This is a genomic window from Nocardia sp. NPDC050799 (assembly GCF_040654015.1).
Lineage (GTDB): Bacteria > Actinomycetota > Actinomycetes > Mycobacteriales > Mycobacteriaceae > Nocardia.
Map to the genome: position 1 here is coordinate 63661 of NZ_JBFAHF010000021.1, position 18977 is coordinate 82637.

The 18977-nt window shown below is 69.5% G+C and carries 17 protein-coding genes; 10 read left to right on the forward strand and 7 right to left on the reverse strand.

Features of this window, described 5'->3' with window-relative positions; genetic code table 11:
* Window position 1: 1 nt before the first annotated feature.
* Window positions 2-1225 (forward strand): phosphoglycerate kinase, encoded by a 1224-nt coding sequence (locus tag AB0H42_RS21885; RefSeq protein WP_357058440.1) that lies wholly within the window; start codon window positions 2-4, stop codon window positions 1223-1225.
* Window positions 1226-2011, forward strand: coding sequence for a triose-phosphate isomerase (gene tpiA, locus AB0H42_RS21890; protein WP_357058442.1), 786 nt, complete (start codon window positions 1226-1228; stop codon window positions 2009-2011).
* Window positions 2012-2163: 152 nt separating this feature from the next.
* Here tpiA and AB0H42_RS21895 read toward each other — a convergent pair whose 3' ends face one another.
* Window positions 2164-2958: an META domain-containing protein gene (locus tag AB0H42_RS21895; RefSeq protein WP_357058444.1), complete on the reverse strand. Its 795-nt coding sequence runs from the start codon at window positions 2956-2958 to the stop codon at window positions 2164-2166.
* A gap of 145 nt (window positions 2959-3103) precedes the next feature.
* Between AB0H42_RS21895 and AB0H42_RS21900 the strand changes: the two genes are divergently transcribed.
* The 3 genes from AB0H42_RS21900 (at window position 3104) to secG (ending at window position 6697) form a co-directional block, all read left to right on the forward strand.
* Window positions 3104-4453 carry an MFS transporter gene (locus tag AB0H42_RS21900; protein ID WP_357058446.1) on the forward strand — a complete coding sequence of 450 codons (1350 nt, stop codon included), beginning with the start codon at window positions 3104-3106 and terminating at the stop codon, window positions 4451-4453.
* A gap of 149 nt (window positions 4454-4602) precedes the next feature.
* Window positions 4603-6210: an MFS transporter gene (locus AB0H42_RS21905; RefSeq protein WP_357058448.1), complete on the forward strand. Its 1608-nt coding sequence runs from the start codon at window positions 4603-4605 to the stop codon at window positions 6208-6210.
* A gap of 253 nt (window positions 6211-6463) precedes the next feature.
* Entirely contained in the window at window positions 6464-6697 is a 234-nt protein-coding gene (secG, locus tag AB0H42_RS21910; RefSeq protein ID WP_030521441.1) for a preprotein translocase subunit SecG, read from the forward strand.
* A gap of 8 nt (window positions 6698-6705) precedes the next feature.
* On the opposite strand, the gene AB0H42_RS21915 is transcribed toward secG, so the two are convergent.
* Entirely contained in the window at window positions 6706-7554 is an 849-nt protein-coding gene (locus AB0H42_RS21915; protein WP_357058450.1) for an SDR family NAD(P)-dependent oxidoreductase, read from the reverse strand.
* Between the two features lie 54 nt (window positions 7555-7608).
* On the opposite strand from AB0H42_RS21915, the gene AB0H42_RS21920 reads away from it, so the two are divergent.
* Window positions 7609-8580 carry an alpha/beta hydrolase gene (locus tag AB0H42_RS21920; RefSeq protein ID WP_357058452.1) on the forward strand — a complete coding sequence of 324 codons (972 nt, stop codon included), beginning with the start codon at window positions 7609-7611 and terminating at the stop codon, window positions 8578-8580.
* Between the two features lie 679 nt (window positions 8581-9259).
* The gene (locus tag AB0H42_RS21925; protein WP_357058454.1) at window positions 9260-9886 is read left to right on the forward strand and encodes a hypothetical protein; all 627 of its coding nucleotides are present in this window, start codon (window positions 9260-9262) and stop codon (window positions 9884-9886) included.
* A gap of 30 nt (window positions 9887-9916) precedes the next feature.
* Here AB0H42_RS21925 and AB0H42_RS21930 read toward each other — a convergent pair whose 3' ends face one another.
* Entirely contained in the window at window positions 9917-10786 is an 870-nt protein-coding gene (locus AB0H42_RS21930) for an alpha/beta fold hydrolase (protein ID WP_357058456.1), read from the reverse strand.
* 161 nt (window positions 10787-10947) lie between these two features.
* Between AB0H42_RS21930 and AB0H42_RS21935 the strand changes: the two genes are divergently transcribed.
* The gene (locus AB0H42_RS21935; RefSeq protein ID WP_357058458.1) at window positions 10948-11784 is read left to right on the forward strand and encodes an SMP-30/gluconolactonase/LRE family protein; all 837 of its coding nucleotides are present in this window, start codon (window positions 10948-10950) and stop codon (window positions 11782-11784) included.
* Window positions 11785-11849: 65 nt separating this feature from the next.
* Here AB0H42_RS21935 and AB0H42_RS21940 read toward each other — a convergent pair whose 3' ends face one another.
* Window positions 11850-12239, reverse strand: a complete 390-nt coding sequence (locus tag AB0H42_RS21940; protein ID WP_357058460.1) for a hypothetical protein — start codon at window positions 12237-12239, stop codon at window positions 11850-11852.
* Window positions 12240-12441: 202 nt separating this feature from the next.
* Window positions 12442-12681 carry a hypothetical protein gene (locus AB0H42_RS21945; protein WP_357058462.1) on the reverse strand — a complete coding sequence of 80 codons (240 nt, stop codon included), beginning with the start codon at window positions 12679-12681 and terminating at the stop codon, window positions 12442-12444.
* A 324-nt stretch (window positions 12682-13005) separates the two neighbouring features.
* Here AB0H42_RS21945 and AB0H42_RS21950 point away from each other — a divergent pair, with 324 nt between their 5' ends.
* Complete coding sequence (locus tag AB0H42_RS21950; protein WP_357058543.1) at window positions 13006-15084, forward strand: glycosyltransferase family 39 protein; 2079 nt, start codon at window positions 13006-13008, stop codon at window positions 15082-15084.
* Window positions 15085-15194: 110 nt separating this feature from the next.
* Here AB0H42_RS21950 and AB0H42_RS21955 read toward each other — a convergent pair whose 3' ends face one another.
* Both AB0H42_RS21955 and AB0H42_RS21960 read right to left on the reverse strand, forming a co-directional pair.
* Window positions 15195-17450 (reverse strand): thiamine pyrophosphate-dependent enzyme, encoded by a 2256-nt coding sequence (locus tag AB0H42_RS21955; RefSeq protein ID WP_357058463.1) that lies wholly within the window; start codon window positions 17448-17450, stop codon window positions 15195-15197.
* A 294-nt stretch (window positions 17451-17744) separates the two neighbouring features.
* Entirely contained in the window at window positions 17745-18059 is a 315-nt protein-coding gene (locus AB0H42_RS21960) for a DUF1330 domain-containing protein (protein WP_357058465.1), read from the reverse strand.
* 75 nt (window positions 18060-18134) lie between these two features.
* On the opposite strand from AB0H42_RS21960, the gene AB0H42_RS21965 reads away from it, so the two are divergent.
* Window positions 18135-18857 (forward strand): TetR/AcrR family transcriptional regulator, encoded by a 723-nt coding sequence (locus AB0H42_RS21965; RefSeq protein WP_357058467.1) that lies wholly within the window; start codon window positions 18135-18137, stop codon window positions 18855-18857.
* The last annotated feature ends 120 nt before the right edge of the window (window positions 18858-18977 follow it).

Genomic DNA, 18977 nt, shown 5'->3' on the forward strand with positions numbered 1-18977 from the left:
CGTGACTGTCAAAACTTTGGAAGACCTCCTCGCCGAGGGCGTCGAGGGGCGCGGGGTGCTCGTGCGCTCCGACCTCAATGTTCCGCTGGACAACGGGCAGATCACCGATCCGGGCCGCATCGTGGCCTCGGTGCCGACCATCCGCGCGCTGGTGGAAGCCGGTGCGAAAGTGGTCGTCACCGCGCACCTCGGTCGTCCGAAGGGCGCCCCCGACCCGGCCCTGTCGCTGGCTCCGGTGGCGACCCGGCTCGCCGCCGAACTGGGCCGCAATGTGCAGCTCGCCGGTGATGTGGTGGGTCAGGACGCGCTGGCGCGGTCCGAGGGCCTGACCGACGGCGATGTGCTGCTGCTGGAGAACATTCGCTTCGATCCGCGCGAGACCAGCAAGGACGATGCCGAGCGCGCGAAACTGGCTGCCGCGCTGGTGGAGCTGGTCGGTGACGACGGTGCGTTCGTCTCCGACGGGTTCGGTGTGGTGCACCGCAAACAGGCGTCGGTATACGACGTGGCGAAACTGTTGCCGCACTACGCGGGCACGCTCGTCGCGGCCGAAGCCGAAGTGCTCGCCAAGCTCACCGAATCCACCGATCGCCCGTACGCGGTGGTGCTCGGCGGGTCCAAGGTGTCGGACAAGCTCGCGGTGATCGAGGCGTTGGCCCCCAAGGTCGACACCCTGGTCATCGGTGGCGGTATGTGCTTCACCTTCCTTGCCGCCCAGGGTCTCTCGGTCGGTTCCTCGCTCTTGCAGGAGGAGATGATCGAGACCTGCAAGGGCCTGCTGGATCGCTACGCCGATGTCATCCATCTGCCCCGCGATATCGTTGTCGCCGATTCCTTCTCCGCCGACGCGGAGTCGAAGGTCGTACCGGCGCACGAGATCCCGGACGGCCGGCTCGGCCTGGACATCGGGCCCGAGTCGGTGCAGCGTTTCGCGGCGCTGCTCACCGAGGCGCGCACCGTGTTCTGGAACGGCCCGATGGGTGTGTTCGAGTTCGAGAAGTTCGCGGCCGGGACCCGCGGGGTCGCCGAGGCCATCGCCACGGCCACCGGTAAGGGCGCGTTCACCGTGGTCGGTGGTGGTGATTCCGCCGCGGCCGTGCGGGCGCTGGGTATCCCGGAGGGCGATTTCTCGCATATCTCGACCGGTGGCGGGGCGTCGCTGGAGTACCTGGAAGGTAAGACGCTGCCCGGTATCAGCGTGCTAGAGGAAGCGGAGGGTGCGTAGATGGCCCGGAAACCGCTGATCGCGGGCAACTGGAAGATGAACCTCAATCACCTCGAGGCCATCGCTCTGGTACAGAAGATCGCGTTCGCGCTGCCCGACAAGTACTTCGACAAGGTCGATGTCACGGTGATTCCGCCGTTCGTCGATCTCCGCAGCGTGCAGACGCTGGTCGAGGGCGACAAACTCCGTATCACCTATGGTGCGCAGGATGTGTCGGTGCACGATGCGGGCGCCTACACCGGCGAGATCAGCGCGGCGATGCTGGCGAAGCTGGGCTGCGCCTTCGCGGTGGTCGGGCATTCCGAGCGCCGCCAGTACCACAACGAGGACGACGCCACGGTGCTGGCGAAGGCCAAGCAGGCGCTGAAGCACGGCATCACGCCGATCGTCTGCATCGGTGAGGGGCTGAATGTGCGCGACGCGGGCACCCATGTCGAGTACAACCTCGAACAGTTGCGGGGTTCGCTGAAGGGCCTGTCGGCCGAGGAGATCGCGAAGGTGGTGATCGCCTACGAACCCGTGTGGGCGATCGGTACCGGCAAGGTCGCGACACCCGCCGACGCGCAGGAGGTCTGCGGCGCGATCCGCGGCGAGCTGGTGCAGCTGGCCGGCGAGCAGGTCGCCGAGATCGTCCGGGTGCTCTACGGCGGTTCGGTGAACGCGAAGAACGTCGGCGAGCTGACCAGGCAGACCGATATCGACGGGGCCCTGGTGGGTGGGGCGTCGCTCAAGGGCGACGAATTCGCCACCCTGTCCGCCATCGCGGCGGGCGGGCCGCTGCCCTGACCGATCGATAACCCGATGAGGCCCGCCGGTTCCCCACTGGCGGGCCTCATCGGTTCGCGCACCGTGTGCTGTCGCCGGCCCGGTCCGGATACCATCACGCGCGGGTCGTCGCCGCGGAAGCAGTCGGCCGGCGGGAAATCCGGTCGGCGAAGTCACCCGGCGCGCAGGATCAGCCCGTGGCCGTTGGGGTTGCGCAGGGTGAGGGTATCGGCGTCCACGGTGGCCTGTGCCGTACCGTCCAGTGCGGCCAGCACTGTCTGTTCGACTTCCATGATCTCCGGACCGCACATCATCCGGGTCGTGGCCGCGGTGAACGCTATATCGGCTCCGGCCGGTGGTCCGGTCACCACCGCCCGGCCGGTCATCCGGTTGCAGCCGGCGAATCCGGTGAGCGAATCGTCGCCGGCGATGGTGAGCGTCGGCCGGACCTGATCGACGGTCTGTGAGCTGATCCGAGCGTCGGGGGTGAGCAGGGAGGTCACCACCCATTCGGTGCCGCGGATCGGGCGGTCCGGATGCAGCACCTTCTTGTCGGTGAGGACGACGGTTGTGCTTTTCCCGGTCAGCGTCAGCCGATCCTTATCGAGCTGCCAGGTGGGGTCCGCGCGCAGCAGGTCGCCGACCCAGGTGTCGGAGCCGGCCCGGTCGCCCGGACAGCCGACCAGCGTGCTCGCGAGCTCGGAGACGTGCAGGACGTGGTCGCGGAGATCCACCGTACCGCTGTGGGTGTTGCATCCGGCCTCCGCCGAGATCCGGTCGTCGGCGAAGGTGAGGGTGAGCGGACCGCCGCCGGGGATGGGTGTGCCGGTGACCTCGGTGGATATATAGGTGTGGCCTATGGGCGTGGGTTCGGGTGCGGGCGGCGCCGGCTCGTTGTCCGAGCACGCTGTCGCGGTGAGCAGCAGCAGCGACAGAGCCGCGCCGATTCGGAGCGCTGGTCCCGGCATGACGGCGATGCTACCCGGCGCGCGGCCGGGTCCCGTGCGCTGAAACCCGCCCGCCGCTCGAATCGTGCTGATTCCAACGCTTCCTACCTGGGCCGTTGTCCTCATATCCTCGCTCGGCGATCGACGCGGGAGCGAAGGGAACACGATGTCACTACTGGAAACAGGGCCGGCCGCGACCCACCCGGACGATCGCGCCACGACGCCCGCCGCCGGGCTCGGGGCCGCCGACACCAGGAAAGCGGTGGTGGCGAGCCTGATCGGCACAACCGTCGAGTGGTACGACTTCTTCCTCTACGCCACCGCGGCGGGTCTCGTCTTCGACAAACTCTTCTTCCCGAACAGCAGCGCGTTCGTCGGAACCATGCTGTCGTTCGCGACCTTCGCTGTCGGCTTCGTGATGCGGCCGGTCGGCGGACTCGTCTTCGGTCATATCGGTGATCGGATCGGCCGCAAGAAGACACTGGCCCTGACCATGGCGATCATGGGCGGGGCCACCGCACTGATGGGTGTGCTGCCCACCGCGGCCGCGATCGGCGTCGCGGCCCCGATCCTGCTTCTGCTGCTGCGGATGCTGCAGGGTTTCGCGCTGGGTGGTGAGTGGGCCGGCGCGGTGCTGCTCGCCGTCGAGCACAGCCCGCGCCGGAAAGTCGGCCTGTTCGGCAGCTATCCGCAGGTCGGGCTGGCACTCGGGCTCGCCTTGGGGACCGGTGTGTTCGCGGTGCTGCGGACGACGCTGAGCGAAACGGCGTTCCTCGACTACGGCTGGCGGATCGCGTTCGGCGCCAGCCTGGTGCTGGTGCTGATCGGCCTGGTGGTGCGTCTCAAGATCGACGAGACACCCGCCTTCCGGGAGGTCGACCGGCTCAACCGGATCTCGAAAGTGCCCGTGGTGGAGCTGTTCCGCAATGCCCGCTCCCGGCGCAACACCGTGCTCGGATTGCTGTCGCGCTGGGGTGAGGGCGCGGCGTTCAACACCTGGGGTGTCTTCGCGATCACGTTCGCGACCGGGCATCTCGGTTTCGAGCAGGTGCCGGTGCTGGTGGCGGTCACCGTCGCCGCGGTGGTGATGGCGGCGCTCATCCCGGTGTCCGGTCTGCTCGCCGACCGCTTCGGGCCGCGCCGGGTCTACATCGCCGGCATCGCGGCCTACGGCGTGCTGGTGTACCCGGTGTTCGCGCTTTTCGAGACCAGGAACATCGTCGTCTTCACCCTCGCGATCATCGCGGTGTTCGGCGTGGCGCACGCAGTGTTCTACGGAGCGCAGGGCACCTTGTACGCGGGACTGTACCCGGCCGAGGTGCGGTACACCGGCCTGTCTTTCGTCTACCAGTTCTCCGGGATCTACGCGTCGGGCCTTACCCCGATGATCGTCACGGCGCTGATCGCGGTCGGCGGTTCGGCGCCGTGGCCGGCCTGCGGCTATCTGGCGGCGACCGCGGTGGTGAGCGTCATCGCGACCTGGTTCATCAGCGAGGACGACCGGCTCACCGCGTGAGCTCACGCCGCGCCGGATCACGGTCGCGCGCGGAGCCGGTTCGCGGGCCCGGCAGGCTCCGGCGCCGGGCCGATGCGGGCCGGACCTGTGCCCCGGCGGGATCCGATCGCGGGTCCCTTCGCCCGGCGGGCCGGTCAGAGCGCGACGCTATGCTGTCCCGAGTGACTACAGCCGCAGCGAAACCAGTTTCCACTTGGGCGCCATTGCGGTCGCGGGTCTATCGGGCGCTGTGGATCGCGCAGCTGGTATCCAATCTGGGCACCTGGATGCAGATGGTCGGGGCGCAGTGGGTGCTGGTCGACGGACCCAATGCCGCCGCGCTGGTTTCCTTCGTGCAGACCGCGACGACACTGCCGGTGATGATCCTGGCTATTCCGTCCGGGGTACTGGCCGACCTGCTGGACCGCCGCCGCCTGCTGCTCGGCGCGCAAACCACCATGGCGGTACTGGCGATCACGCTGGCGGTAACCACCGCCGCCGGGCACACCACCCCCTCGGTACTGCTCACGCTGCTGTTCCTGCTCGGCTGCGGCCAAGCGGTGGTGGGGCCCGCCTGGCAGGCGATCCAGCCCGAACTGGTGCCCCGGGATCAGATTCCCTCGGCCGCCGCGCTCGGCAGTATGAACATGAACATCGGCCGGGCGGTGGGACCGGCCATCGCCGGTGTACTGGTCGCCGTGTCGGGTCCCGCACTGGTATTCGCGCTCAACGCCGTATCGTTCGCCGCGATCGTCGCGGCGCTGCTGTTCTGGCGACGGCCGCGCGTGGCCAAGGACCTGCCCAGTGAACGGCCGCTGGCGGCCCTGCAGGCGGGGAGCCGCTTCATCAAATCCGCGCCCGCGATCCGGCGCGTTCTGCTGCGCACCGCCCTGTTCGTCGCGCCCGCCAGCGCGCTGTGGGCGCTGCTACCGGTGATCGCGCGCAACCAGCTCGGGCTCGGCTCCTCCGGGTACGGCCTCATGCTGGGCGCGCTCGGCGTGGGCGCGGTCCTCGGCGCGCTGGGCCTGGCCCGGGTGCGGGCCCTGCTGTCCCCGACCCAGCAGGTCGCGGTCGCCGCGGTGGTGTTCGGGATCGCCTGCGGCGGTACCGCGCTGCTGCGGGTGGAGGCGCTGGTGCTGCTCCTGCTCGTCTTCGCGGGCGCGTCCTGGCTGCTGACCCTATCCACCATGAACGCGACCATGCAGTTGCTGCTGCCCGGCTGGGTCCGGGCCCGGGGACTGTCGGTGTACCTGCTGGTGTTCATGGCCGGGCAGGCGATCGGCTCGGTGGTGTGGGGCCTGGCCGCCGGGGCGTACGGCGCGGTCACCGCGCTGCTGGCGGCGGCGGTGCTGCTCGGCGTGTGCGCGGTCAGCACGATCTGGCTGCCGCTGCGGCAGTTCACGCCCGGTTTCGATCTGACGCCGCACGCGTACTGGCCGGAACCGCAACTGGTGGTGGAACCGGACCCCGACGACGGCCCGGTGCTGGTGCTCAAGGACTACGACGTCCCGGCGGACAAGGTGCCGGAATTCCTGGCGGCCATGAGCTTCGTGGGGCGCTCACGGCAGCGCACCGGCGCGATGGAATGGCGGGTGTACCGCGATGTGGGCAGTACGGACCGCTATGTGGAGGCGTTCGTGGTGCGGTCCTGGTCCGAGCACATGCAGCAGCACAAGGTGCGGCTGACGGCCCAGGATCTGACGCGTGAGCGGGCGGTGTCGGAGTTCGCGCACGATGAGACGCTCACCCACCTGGTATCGGTGGAACCGCGGCCATAGGCGTACCTCCGCGTTCGCTCCGGCCGTGCGCTCCCTGCGTACCTCCGCGTTCGCTCCGGCCGTGCGCTCCCTGCGTACCTCCGCGTTCGCTGCGGCCGTGCGTTCCCTGGGTACCTCCGCGTTTGCTGCCGCCGTGCGCGTCCGTGTACCTGCGTTCCGCTTCGGCCGTGCGCTTTGCGGGCCCTGCCGTCGCGGCGGTCGTGCTCGGACGGCGAATGGGATTCGCTCCGTCGCACCCTCTAGACTGTCCGGCATGCGGATGTTCCTGGATATCCTCCTGATCGTCACCAGCCTGCTGCTGGTGCTACTGGTGCTGCTGCACCGGGCCAAGGGCGGAGGTCTGTCCAGCCTGTTCGGTGGTGGGATGCAGTCGAGCCTGTCCGGGTCGACCGTCGCCGAGAAGAACCTCAACCGCATCACCATCTTCACCGGCATGGTCTGGTTCATCGCGATCCTGGGGATCGGGCTGGAGATCAAATTCGCCTGACCTGCCGGTCAGTCGTGGCGGGGGACTCTCCCGTCCACATCGGTGAACCCGTAGTCGCCGGCCAGATCGGCGACCTTCCAGGCCTGCCCGGATCGTTTCCCGCGTTCGGGGTCGGTGGCGAGGGCCACCACCGCGCGGCCCGCGAACCGCGGGGTCTCCGCCTGGTTCAGGTCGAAACTGCCCTCTCCGGGAAGTGTCACCACCCGGTTGCCGTCCGCGTCGGCGGGCACCATCTGCAGTAGTTCGGTGTCGACGATGCCCGGCCAGATCGAGACCGCGGTCACCTCGGTGCCGGCGAGGTCGCGCGCGAAATCGGCGGTCATCCGGTCGAGTGCGGTCTTGGCGACCCCATAGACCGCGTTGTGCATATACCGCTGGGAACCCGGTGAAGAGACATTGACGATCAAGCCGGCGCCTTTCAACAGCAGCGGCGCGGCGTAGACCGCGGCCGCGTAGTGCGAGCGAACACCCACCTCGAAGGTTTCGTCCCACGCCGCGGGTGGCACCTCCCAAAATTTGCGGCCGAGCCAGCGGGCGGCGGCGGGGGAGTTGTAGACGTTGTTCACCAGGATGTCGAGCCGGTCGTGGTCGTTGCCGATTCGCTCGAAGAGCGCGGCGGTAGCCGCGTCGTCGCGGTGATCACAGACCACCGGCACGCCGATGCCGCCGAGTTCGTCGATCCGCGCGGCCGTTTCGCCCACGGTGCCCGGGAGTCCGCCCGGCCGGTCCGATCGTCCGGTGACGTAGACGGTCGCGCCGGCGGCGCCCAGTTCGAGGGCGATACCTTTGCCGATCCCACGGCTGGCGCCGGTGACCACCGCGATCCGATTCTGCAGGGGGTGTGGTGTTCCGCTCACAGTCCCGGGACGTTACCGTGAAACTGTAACGCGTTCTAGTATTCGGGAGGTTCGGTGGAGCCGACACACCGGTTCGTCGACACCGGCGGCGTGCGGATGCATGTCGCCGAACAGGGCCGGGGCCACCCGGTGATCTTCTGCCACGGATTCCCGCACACCTGGTACGTCTGGCACCGCCAGCTCGCCGCGGCCGGCGCCGCCGGATACCGGGCCCTGGCCCCCGACCTGCGCGGCGCGGGCCGGACCGGCGCGCCGGAGTCGATCGACGACTACACCAATGAGGCTGTGGTCGGTGACCTGCTCGCGTTGCTCGACGACATCGACGCCGAACAGGCGGTTTTCGTGGGCGTCGATTTCGGCGCGGCCCTGCTGTGGGAGCTCGCGCTGCGCGCGCCGGAGCGGGTGCGCGGACTGGTAATCCTGAACAACTCCTTTGCCCCGCGCGCCCCGAAACCGCCCGGGTACTACTGGGGGAAGATGGCCGAGCGACATTTCCTGCACCTGCAGTATTTTCAGGAACCCGGCGTGGCCGACGGGCATCTGGCGGAACGGCCACGCGAATTCCTTTCCCGGGTCTACTTCGCGCTGAGTGGGGATTTCCACTATCTCGACGTGTGGAAGAACCCGCCGGGAACCCGCTACATCGATGCGCTGCCCGCGGCGCCGGAACTGCCCTGGTCGTGGCTTTCGGAGGCCGAATTCGACACCTTGGCCGGAGATTTCGAGCGCACCGGGTTCACCGGCGGCCTGAACTGGTATCGGGCCATCGATCGCAACTGGGAACTGACGGCCGAGTATGCCGAGGCGGTCCCCACGGTCCCGGTGTACTTCGTCTACGGCGAGAACGACCCCGATATGGAAGGGTTCAGCGGCCGCGACCCGCTCGCCACGATGCGCGCGCTGCTTCCGGATCTGCGTGCCGTGCAATCGGTGCCGAGCGCCGGTCATCTGGTGCAATTGGAGGCGACGGACGCGGTGAACGGGTTCCTGCTGGGCGCGCTCGGGGAGCTCACCACCGGAAAGTAGCCGCCGGAGCGTCCACCGGGAAATTTCGGTGCGCGGAGGCGTTCGCGCGCATCGAGTCCGGGGGTAGATGCACTTCGTCGACGATCGGTGGCTTCCAAGAGAGCGGCCGAGTCGACACGTAGCAACTCACAGTACGGGTAGTGGCCGGCCTGCTCAGCGGCCCCTATTGTGAAACTGTGGGACTTCGTAAGGGGCGCGCGCCGGTCGGATCCGGCGCGGTGGTGCCTCCACCCGGGGTCCTCCCGTCGTTCGCGGGCTCTCTGTTTCGTCGTGGGCGGAATGCTGTGGCTCCGGCAGCGGGTGCCGACCGGTGAGAGGGTCCGGAGATGAGCTATTCCGGCGGCTTCGCAACGACTTGGTGGGGCTACTGAGCCGGCGTTCGAGCGGGCAGGCAGATTGGATCCACCTGCACGCCGAGCACGCCGGATCGGGCGCATCGGTCAGTGAAGGCGCCAGTGAGCGAGGCGAACGACTGGTTGCTGCCGCGACTCATGACCTTCCGGGTAGTACTACCGAAATGGCTCTGCGCCGTACCGATGCGGAAAGAACTGCCCGGGCATGGGATTGGCTCGACCAGCAGCTGCCGGATTGGCCTGCCCGACGGCGAGATGATATCGGGCTGACGCTGAGTGATACGACGGCGTACTCGGCTCGCTCTACCGGTGGGGACTCTCGCGTCGTGCTGGAAACCACGGGCGAACGCGGCGATCGGACGCTGCGGGTCCGGATTTTCGACCGCGGCGACAGCGCTCCGCCTGCCGAGGTGCTCGACGATCAGGTATTCGGCCGGCTCGACCACCGCCTGCTGGTGGACGACCCGGACGGGTGGACCAGGGAAATTTCGTTCGGCGTCCGGGAGACTCCTGCACTCCCGGAGTGGCTCGGCGAGGCTTTGCAATCGGCACGCCATCTGAGATTGAACGCGGGCGACGACTTGGCTATCGCGGTACGGTCCAAATTCTTGCCGCGGTTGGAAGATGCGCTGGGGCCGTTGTCCGCCGCCGGATCTCCGGTCGATGTGGCCAAAGACAATATGGACGCCGGTCTGCGTCATGCGGCGCGGATCAATCATGCGCGACTGCACGACGGCTCGACCGACCTCCAGCCGTCCTTCGTGCAGCTGCGCTCCGGTGACGAGCAAGTCGAGCTGAGCGTCTACCCGTTCTGGGACCAGGACTTCCGGGATGGACTGCGCCGCCTGGATGTGACCGACGACGGCAGCGCGGTGGTCCCGGTCGCAGACTTCGCGGGCGCCGTGATCGAGCGATTGGGCGAGCGCGCGGTCAAGCCTCCGATCGCTGACTGATCCGGCTGCCCCGCGGGGCGGTCGGCCCCCTCATGCATTTTTCGCGGCCGGGGTGGTAATAGGGTGCCGATCGCTTCGGAGTACCTCGTGCAGCCGTGCGGCGAAGGCGGCCGGATGGGTGGAGAGACTGTGTCCTCCAGGAAATTCGGTGATCTCATCGCCCATCAGCGCCGCCAGGGCCCGGGCGCAGTCGTAGTTCCAGATCTCTCGGGACCCGCACCCGGCGGCCGGCACGATGCGGACCGGCATCGTGGTCAGTGCGGCGATTCGTTCGGCGCCGACCTCCGACGAGCGGATCTCGGGAAGGTCCCGGGAGAGGAAGAAGTGCAGGTCGTCCAGCTCATCCGGCCCGCGCGGTGCGGGCGGGGCGATGCCGGCTTCCCGATCGGAGAAGTCGGCGTGGACCAACTCCGCGAGTTTCCGGAGTGCGGGTAGGGCTCCCTCACCACGGTGGATCTCGTCGAGCGCGGCGAGATCGCGTTCGGCGCGGTCGCGAGCCGGTGCCGGGAGCAAGCCGATGGTGGCCGGGTCGTGGGCGACCAGTGTGTCCACCTGTTCCGGGTGGTCGGCGGCCAGGGTGAGCGCGATGAGCGCGCCGTAGCTGGAGCCGAATATCCGGGCCGGCTCGTCGGTGAGGGCTGCCAGGAGGCGGTGGGTGTCGTCGGCGTGGGTGGCCACCGTCACCGGCGCGTCCGGGTCGTCGAGCACGCTGCCGGACAGGCCGCGGCGATCGGGGACGACCACGGTGTAGTCGGTGGCGAGTCGTCCGGCCAGGTCGGCGCCGCGGGCAGTGTTGCCGTCGCCGCCCTGTAGCAGCAGGAGCAGTGGGCCGCTGCCGCGCATCTCGTAGTGCAGGGTCGCGCCGGGGACGGGGAGGTGGCCGGTTCTGACGTCGTTCATACCGAGAACCGATCAGCGGCCACGCGCCCTGCTCGACGCCTTCGCCGCGTACGGAATCGGCTGATCGCAAGCTCGCCGCCGCGCTCCACGGCCGCGCCGAGCGATTAATTCCGGGCAGTCGCCAGGTCTGTATCACCACCGGCGAACGAAGGGAATATCACGTGGAGACACCAGAGGTAGTGCTCGAGGGAGTTGTGTTCGGTGAATCGCCGCGCTGGCACGAGGGCCGGCTGTGGTTCTCCGACTGGGGCGCGAATCAGGTGATCGCGGTGGACGGCCCGGGACATGGTGAGGTGATCGCCGCTGTGCGCTCGTTCCCGATGTGTATCGACTTCCTGCCCGACGGGCGGCTGCTGATCGTCGATTCGGGCCGGCGGCGCCTGCTGCGCCGTGACCCCGGCGGCAGCCTGGTGAGGCACGCCGATCTCGCCGGTGAAACGGATACACCGTGGAACGATATCGTCGCCGACGCCCGGGGCAATGCCTACGTCAACAGCATCGGATTCGATTTCCCCGGCGGGGAGTTCGCACCCGGATTTGTCGTGCTGGTGACTCCGGCCGGTAGCGTGCGCCGGGTCGCCGATGATCTCGCGTTCCCGAACGGTATGGCGATCACCGCGGACGGCGCCACCCTGATCGTCGCCGAATCCTATGCCGAGCGACTCACTGCCTACGACATCACACCCTCCGGTGATCTCGCCGGCCGCCGGGTCTGGGCAGCCACGCCCGGCGACCATCCCGACGGTATCTGCCTCGATACCGAAGGCGCGGCCTGGTACGCGGATGTGGGTAACCGGCACTGCGTCCGGGTGGCCGAGGGCGGCGCGGTCCTGGACACCGTGGAATTCGACCGCGGTGCGTTCGCCTGCGTGCTCGACCGTGACCCCGACCGCCCCCGGCTCTTCGTGGTCGGCCAGGAGTACGGCGCGGAGACACCCGAACCCACCGGCCGGGTGGTGGCCTTCCCCGCGCCCGCGCCGGGAGCGGGCAGGCCCTGAGGGCAGAGCGCACTACCGCTGTGCGCACCAGGACGGATGTCTCGACGTTCGCGGGCCGTATCCGGCTAGGGGACGGTGACCGTGACGAATTCGCCCAGCTCGTATCCGCCGGCGGGGCCGGTGTCGGCGCAGCCGCCGCGGGCGTTGATCGTGGTCCCCGATTCGAGACCCGTCAGCGCGGTCTCGACGGTCCGGCCCGGGCCGGCCAGCGATTCCGGTTTCGCCTCCCCGAAGAAGACATGGTTGTTCTCCGGGCCGACTCCCGCCTCCGCCCAGCACTGACCCCGGTCGTTCGGGTTGTGCAGGGTCGCGGTCACCGTTCCCGGTGCGGTACCCGCGAAGGTGACCCGGGGTGCGGTGAACGGTGCGTCCGCGACCGCGGGTGCGGTGGTGAGGGGTGCGAACGTCGCGGCGGCCAGGGCCAGCAGGGCAGCTCCATGAACTCGTCTGATCATCACACGATCAGATGGTGCCCGAAAAAGCGTTCGGGCACAGCGGAATCCGCCCAGAACGGGCCGCGGTGGCGCGGCGGCCATCGGTTTCCGGCGCGGCTCCCACCCGACGAACGCGGCCCCACGGTGGCTTCCGTGATGACAGAACTCCGCCGCGGGGCCGGGCGTCACGACCGGTCCGGTCGCGGGTGCGAACCCTCTCTGATCACCAGGGCAGCGGCACCCACCGGTCGAAGACCCAGAAGCCGTGGCCGTTGGGATGGTTCGGCCCGGGGTTGTTTTGATGCTGGTCCCAGTGCGGCTGGTTCTGCTGCGGCTGGTTCCCGTGCTGCTGGTCCGGGCCCGGTTGTGCGCTCGCCGCGCCCGCGCCCAGGCCGACCATCCCCAGTCCGACCCCGCCGACCACGGCCGCCTTCGCGAGCTTCGACTTCATCACCTTCGCCATTGCGAGATATTCCTCCTCTGCGTGCGGCCTGACCCTCAGGCCACCGGTCCGGGGGCGTTCCCCGGTCCGACAAGGGCCATCCTGGGCAACCGGCCTCGAGGCGAGCTGCCAACGGCCTGCGAATTCCCTGGCAACCGGAAGGCACCCCGCTCCCGCATCGGAACCCCGGGTGATCCGGCCGTCCGCCGGACTCCCAGGTTCTTCCCAGCCTGCCCCCAGGGGGGAAGGAGCATCGAGGGCGATCGTGGAACACATGACCGAGAATTCGAGCAGTTCCGCCGCCGTCGGCCGTCCCGTGCGGGAGGTCGCGCCGTGACCACCTCGATGACGCGCCGTCCGGCCCCCGTCCCGGTGGCGGTACCCGCCCGGCGGAACACGCCCTGGGAGAAGATCGGCCTCGCGGTGCTGCTGCTGGGTACGGCGGCGGCATATTTCTGGAATCTCACCGCCAACGGGTTCGCCAACACCTTCTACGCGGCCGCCGTGCAGTCGGGCGCGAAATCCTGGGAGGCGTTCTTCTTCGGCTCTTCTGACTGGTCCAATGCCGTCACCGTCGACAAGACTCCGGCGGCGCTGTGGCCGATGGAGTTGTCGGCGCGGCTGTTCGGCTTCGGCAGCGGGAGCATGCTGGCGCCGCAGGTACTGATGGCGGTCGCCTCGGTGGCATTGCTGTGGGCGACGGTGCGGCGCTCGTTCGGCGCCACCGCCGGGCTGGTGTCCGGCCTGGTGCTGGCGGTGACCCCGGTGGCCGCGCTGATGTTCCGGTTCAACAACCCCGACGCGCTGCTGGTCTTGCTGATGGTCGCGGCGGTCTGGGCGATGGCCCGGGCCGTCGAGGACGGACGCTGGCGCTGGCCGGTGCTGTGCGGCGCCTTCGTCGGATTCGGGTTCCTGGCCAAACAATTGCAGGTGATGCTGGTGCTGCCCGCACTGGCCGTGGTCTACCTGTTCGCCGGACCGCCACGGCTGGGCACGCGGATCACCCAATTGTGCGCGGCGGGCGCGGCGATGGTGGCCGCGGCGGGCTGGTGGATTCTGATCGCCCAGTTGTGGCCGGCGGATTCGCGGCCCTACTTCGGCGGCTCGGAACACAATTCGATCATCGAACTGACCCTGGGCTACAACGGGCTCGACCGGCTCAGTTCCGCCGGTGGCGGTCCGGGCGGCGGCTTCGGCAGCGATGCCGGGATCGCGCGCCTGTTCGGCGCCTCGATCGGCGGCCAGATCGGCTGGCTGATACCGGCGGCACTGATCCTGCTGGTCGCGGCGACGGTGGTGCGCGGCCGCGCGGTGCGAACCGATCGGCAGCGGGCGACTCTGCTGCTGTTCGGTGGGTGGGGACTGGTCACCGGTGTGGTGTTCAGCTTCATGACCGGGACGTTTCACCAGTACTACACCGTGGCACTCGCCCCGGCGGTCGCGGCGGTGACCGGCGCGGGCGGGGTCGCGCTGTGGCGGGAACGCGACCGGCTGTGGGTGCGGTCGGTCCTCGCAGGGACCGTGGCACTGACCGCGGTGACCTCGTGGGTGTTCCTGGGCCGGTCCGCGGAGTTCGTACCGTGGCTGCGCTGGGTGGTGCTCGGGGCCGGTGCACTCGCCGCGGTGGCCGTGCTGATCCGCGCACGGAAGGTATCGGTGGTCGCGGTGCTGACCGCGCTGTTCGTCGGGCTGGCCGGTCCGGTCGCCTACACCGTCGACACTCTGGCCACGCCGCATACGGGCTCCATCGTGCTGGCCGGGCCGAGCACCGGCTCGGATGGTTTCGGCGGACCCGGTGGTCCGGACAGGGGCCCCGGCGGTATGGACGGTGCTCCAGGCGGCCAGGGCGCTGCCCCTGGTGAGACCGGTGCTACCTCCGGTGACACGGGTGCCGCCCCGGGAGAACTGGGCGCCACACCCGGCGCCGCGGGTGGCGGGTCCGCGGATGCCGATGCGATGTCCGGTGGTTCCGGTGCTGCGTTCGCGGGAGCGGGAGACGACGGCCGGGGCGACGGTACGGGCGGACGGCCCGACGGGCAGCAGGATGGCGGTGCGGGCATACCGGGGCAGGGCGGCGAGAGCAGTGCGGCCGTCGCCGCGCTGCTCCGGCAGAACGCCGGGTCCTACACCTGGGCCGCGGCCACCGTGAGTTCGATGAATGCCGCGGGCTATCAGCTGGCCGCAGACGTGCCGGTGATGTCGATCGGCGGTTTCGGCGGCGGCGATCCGTCTCCCACGCTGGAACAGTTCCAGCAGTACGTGGCCGACGGCGTGATCCACTACTTCATCGCCGGTGGTCGCGGCGGCGGACCGGGGTCGGCATCGCAATCGGAGGCCTCGAAGATCGGCCGGTGGGTGCAGGACAACTTCACCGCGACCGAGATCGACGGGGTCACCGTGTACGACCTCACGGCGATCGACTGACCGCGGCCGGCCGACAGTCGCGTGCCCGCCGGGTGGTGAACCCGGCGGGCGCACAGCGGATTCGCAGGAGTCTCACGGTATCGACCGGTGACCTGTGGCGCGGCGGTGGATCACCCCCGGCCCGGGGAGAGCGAACGGTCGGCGGCGGCCTCGATATCGGCTTCGCTCAGCAGGACGGTCGCGGCGGCGGGCCCCAGCGGTACGAAACTGTCCGCGCTGGTGACCCGGGTCAGTGTGCCGGTGAAACCGGCGTCCACCAGTGCCGCGCACACGGATTCGGAGACGCCGCCGCTGCGCCGGGTCTCGTCGGCGACCAGGACCCGCCCCGTGGCCGCGGCGTGCTGGATCAGATCGGCGTACGGGAGCGGGGCGAGCCAGCGCAGATCGAGGACGCGCGCACCGATACCGCGCCGCGCGAGGCGGCGGGCCACGCGCAGGCTCATCGGCACCGTATTGGCGAAGGCGACGATCGTCAGATCCGTTCCCTCGCCGTAGACGCGGGCCCGGCCGATCGGCGCGGAGACGGTTTCCGAGCCGGTCGCCGCCCACTGCCCGTCGTCGGGTTCGTACAGGTCACGGGTGTGGTAGAGGGCGATGGGCTCCAGGAAAACACAAACCCGGCCGTCCGCGCGGGCGGCGGCGACGCAGGTGCGCAGCGCGGCCGCGGCATCGTCCGGCCGGGCCGGCGACGCCACGATCACGCCGGGTATATCGCGCAGCGCGGCAACGGAATTGTCGTTGTGGAAGTGCCCGCCGAATCCGCGCTGGTAGGCGTAGCCGGCGATACGCACCACCATCGGGTTGCGGTAGCGGCCGGCCGAGAAGAAGGACAGGGTCGCCGCCTCGCCGCGCAACTGGTCCAGCGCGTTGTGCACGTAGGCCAGGTACTGGATCTCCGGAATCGGTACGAACCCCGCGAGTCCGGCGCCCAGGGCCGTACCGAGGATGCTCTGCTCGTCGAGGAGGGTATCGAACACCCGTCGGGGACCGAACCGTCTGCGCAGCCCTCTGGTCACGCCGTAGACGCCGCCCTTGCGGGCGATATCTTCGCCGAAGACCAGGACATCGGGGTCGCGGGCGAGCAGGTCGGCGAGGGTGTGGTTGATCGCCTGCGCCAGGGTCTGCGGAGGCGTGTCCGGCGCGCTGTCCGCTTCCTCCTCGGACTCCGTTGTGCCACGAAGCTCGTCTTCTGCCGGGTGGAGCGCGGGGGTGAGCCCGGCGGTCACCGGCGGGCGGGGTCTCCGGCGTGCTGTCTCGTCGTTCGGAGGGTCCGGGGCCAGCGGTGCGAGTACCTCGTCCGCGGTGGCGAGTTTCGGTTCGCCACATACTTCGTCCGCGGTCGCGGCCACCTGCTCGGCGAGGCGGTCGTAATGGTCGAGCAGTTCGCGTGGGGTACGGATACCGGCCGTGATCAGGAGTCGCGCGGTAGCGGTGACCGGATCGCGCGCCAGGCCGGCCTCGATCGCGGCGGTGTCGCGGTAGGCGCTCTCCACATCGGATCCGGCGTGCCCGAACAGTCGCACCGTGCGCAGATGCAAAAACGCCGGACGGCGGTGGGCGCGTACCCAGTCCACTGCCGCCAGAGCGCCGGCCACCGCGTCGCGGAGATCGCAGCCGTCGGCCGCGAACCAGCGCAGGCCCGGCCGGTGCCCGTAGGCGTGCTCGATCCAATCGGGCGGAGTGGGCACACTGATCCCGATTCCGTTGTCCTCGCAGACGAACAGCACCGGGACGGGAACGCCGAGATACGCGGTGTGGACGGCGGCGTTGATCGCGCCCGCCGCGGTTGAATGATTGGCCGAGGCATCCCCGAAACCGCAGAGCACCACCGCGTCCGCCGGCCACGGACAGGCCACCCCGAGCCGGTCGGCGCGTTCGAGAGCGAACGCGAGCCCGACCGCGCGCGGCAGCTGCGAGGCGATGGTGGAGGTCTGCGGGACGATATTGGCCACCGCGCTGCCGAACACCTTGTGCCGGCCCCCGGAAATGGGGTCTGTCGCGGCGGCCACCACGCCCAGCAGGATATCGCGCACCGGGTCCGTCACCCCGGCCCGGCGGGCGCGATGGACGAAGAAGGCGCCCGAACGATAGTGCGGCAGGACCGGATCGGTGCTCCGGCTCGCCGCTGACAGCGCGACATTGCCCTCGTGTCCCGACGAACCGATGCTGTAGAAGCCCCGCCCGCTCGCACCCAGCCGCCGCGCGGCGAGATCGGCCTGCCGGCTCAGCACCTGGGCCTCGAACAACTCCACGAAGTCCTGTCCGGTGAAGCCCGGGGGCAGGGCCTGATCGGAGGGCGTCGGCGCGGGGGCGCGCAGCGCCGCGATCTCCGCGCGGAACCGCTGGTCGGGGTCCTGGATACTCACCGGGTCCTCACTGCACCAGCCTAGGGGGCGGAGTCGGTGACCGGATGGTTTACCGGACCACATCGTGTCGCACCGGCTCGGGTGCGCCGTTGCCGCGGCTGCGGACCGTTTGTGTCTCCGGGTCGCCCGGGAACAGAAGACCGCGCGGCCGCGGTGCACCCGGTGCAGGTGCTCTTGGCCGGCGCCCACGTGGTGGCTGTTTTCGGTCCCCTGGGCGCCGGGCGATGTTCGGCGCCTCCCGACCTGACGAAACCGGGCAAGATCACCCCGCCGACCGCGCAGCCGGCCGTGGACTCAGGACGGGAGTGTGAAGCCCTCGGGCGGGGTGCCCTCGGTGAACAGCAGGCGTATCCGCATCTTGCCCTCGCGGATCCGGCGGGCTTCGCGATACCCGGGGGAGTCGTACCACTCCCGGATCCGCTCCATATCGGGAAATTCGATGATCACCAGCCGGGGTAGATCCCAGGTGCCTTCGACGGTGCCGGAGGTGGGTCCGGCGACCAGATAGCGGCCACCGTATTCGAGTATCGACTGCTGGGCGACGGGAGCGTAGGCCCGGCCCGCCTCCTCGTCGAGGACCTCCACATCGGCTATCACATAGGCGGGCATACAATTCCGATCTGTTAGTACACGGCGTGTAGTAATGACACGGGTAAGAATATTGATGCTCTGTATCCTGTCAAGGTGGTCGAGACCGATACGGGCGTGCCGAGCCGCCGTGCGCGGCTGCGCGCGGAAACCACGCGGGAGATCGAATCCATCGCGTTGCGGCAGATGGCCGAGGACGGACCGGGCGCGATTTCGCTACGCGGTATCGCCCGGGAGATGGGCATGACCGCGCGTGCCATCTACAGCTACTTTCCGACCCGGGACGATTTGATCACCGCGCTGATCCGGGGTATCGGCGAATCTTTGGCGGAGTCACTGCGGGCGGCGGTCGACGCCGTGCCCGAGCACGATCCGGCGGGCAGGCTGGTGGCCTGGGGTGGTGCGCTGCGCACCTGGGCGCTGGCGAACCCGGAAGGGTTCCGGCTGTTCTACGGGCAACCCGTCCCCGGCTACCGTCCGCCGGAGAACGGTCCGGTGGATCGCACCGCGCGCCGCGTCTGCCGCGAACTCACCCGGCTGGTGGCCGCCGCCGAACCGCCACCATCCGAGAGCGGCTCCTGGGCGGAACTGCACCCCGACTATGTGGCGAAGGTTCGCGAGGACATCCCGGAGGTGACTCCGGCCGCGGCGGCGCTGGCGCTCCGGGTGTGGGGTCGTATGCACGGTCTGGTGGCCCTGGAGATCGACGGCCATATCCATCCGGTCGCGCGGGATCCCGCGGCGCTGCACCATGCGGAAATGCTGGATCTTGTGGCATCACTGGGATTGCCCCGCCCGGGAACTGCGCCGGCCGGCTGAGAAGACGATCCCGGACCGACGCCGGCATGCCGCCCGGCTCCCGCGGTCGCCCCCGGCTGCGCGGCTCGGCGGCTCCTCCATGGTCGCGGCGCCCGGCGGCGCGGAACTCGCGCCGGCGGG

Excerpts from the sequence above, each read along its gene's own strand:
- tpiA (WP_357058442.1), top strand. The coding sequence starts at position 1,226 with ATGGCCCGGAAACCGCTGATCGCGGGCAACTGGAAGATGAACCTCAAT.
- AB0H42_RS21895 (WP_357058444.1), bottom strand. The coding sequence starts at position 2,958 with ATGCCGGGACCAGCGCTCCGAATCGGCGCGGCTCTGTCGCTGCTGCTG.
- AB0H42_RS21900 (WP_357058446.1), top strand. The coding sequence starts at position 3,104 with ATGTCACTACTGGAAACAGGGCCGGCCGCGACCCACCCGGACGATCGC.
- AB0H42_RS21905 (WP_357058448.1), top strand. The coding sequence starts at position 4,603 with ATGCTGTCCCGAGTGACTACAGCCGCAGCGAAACCAGTTTCCACTTGG.
- secG (WP_030521441.1), top strand. The coding sequence starts at position 6,464 with ATGCGGATGTTCCTGGATATCCTCCTGATCGTCACCAGCCTGCTGCTG.
- AB0H42_RS21930 (WP_357058456.1), bottom strand. The coding sequence starts at position 10,786 with ATGAACGACGTCAGAACCGGCCACCTCCCCGTCCCCGGCGCGACCCTG.
- AB0H42_RS21940 (WP_357058460.1), bottom strand. The coding sequence starts at position 12,239 with ATGATCAGACGAGTTCATGGAGCTGCCCTGCTGGCCCTGGCCGCCGCG.
- AB0H42_RS21945 (WP_357058462.1), bottom strand. The coding sequence starts at position 12,681 with ATGGCGAAGGTGATGAAGTCGAAGCTCGCGAAGGCGGCCGTGGTCGGC.
- AB0H42_RS21950 (WP_357058543.1), top strand. The coding sequence starts at position 13,006 with ATGACGCGCCGTCCGGCCCCCGTCCCGGTGGCGGTACCCGCCCGGCGG.
- AB0H42_RS21960 (WP_357058465.1), bottom strand. The coding sequence starts at position 18,059 with ATGCCCGCCTATGTGATAGCCGATGTGGAGGTCCTCGACGAGGAGGCG.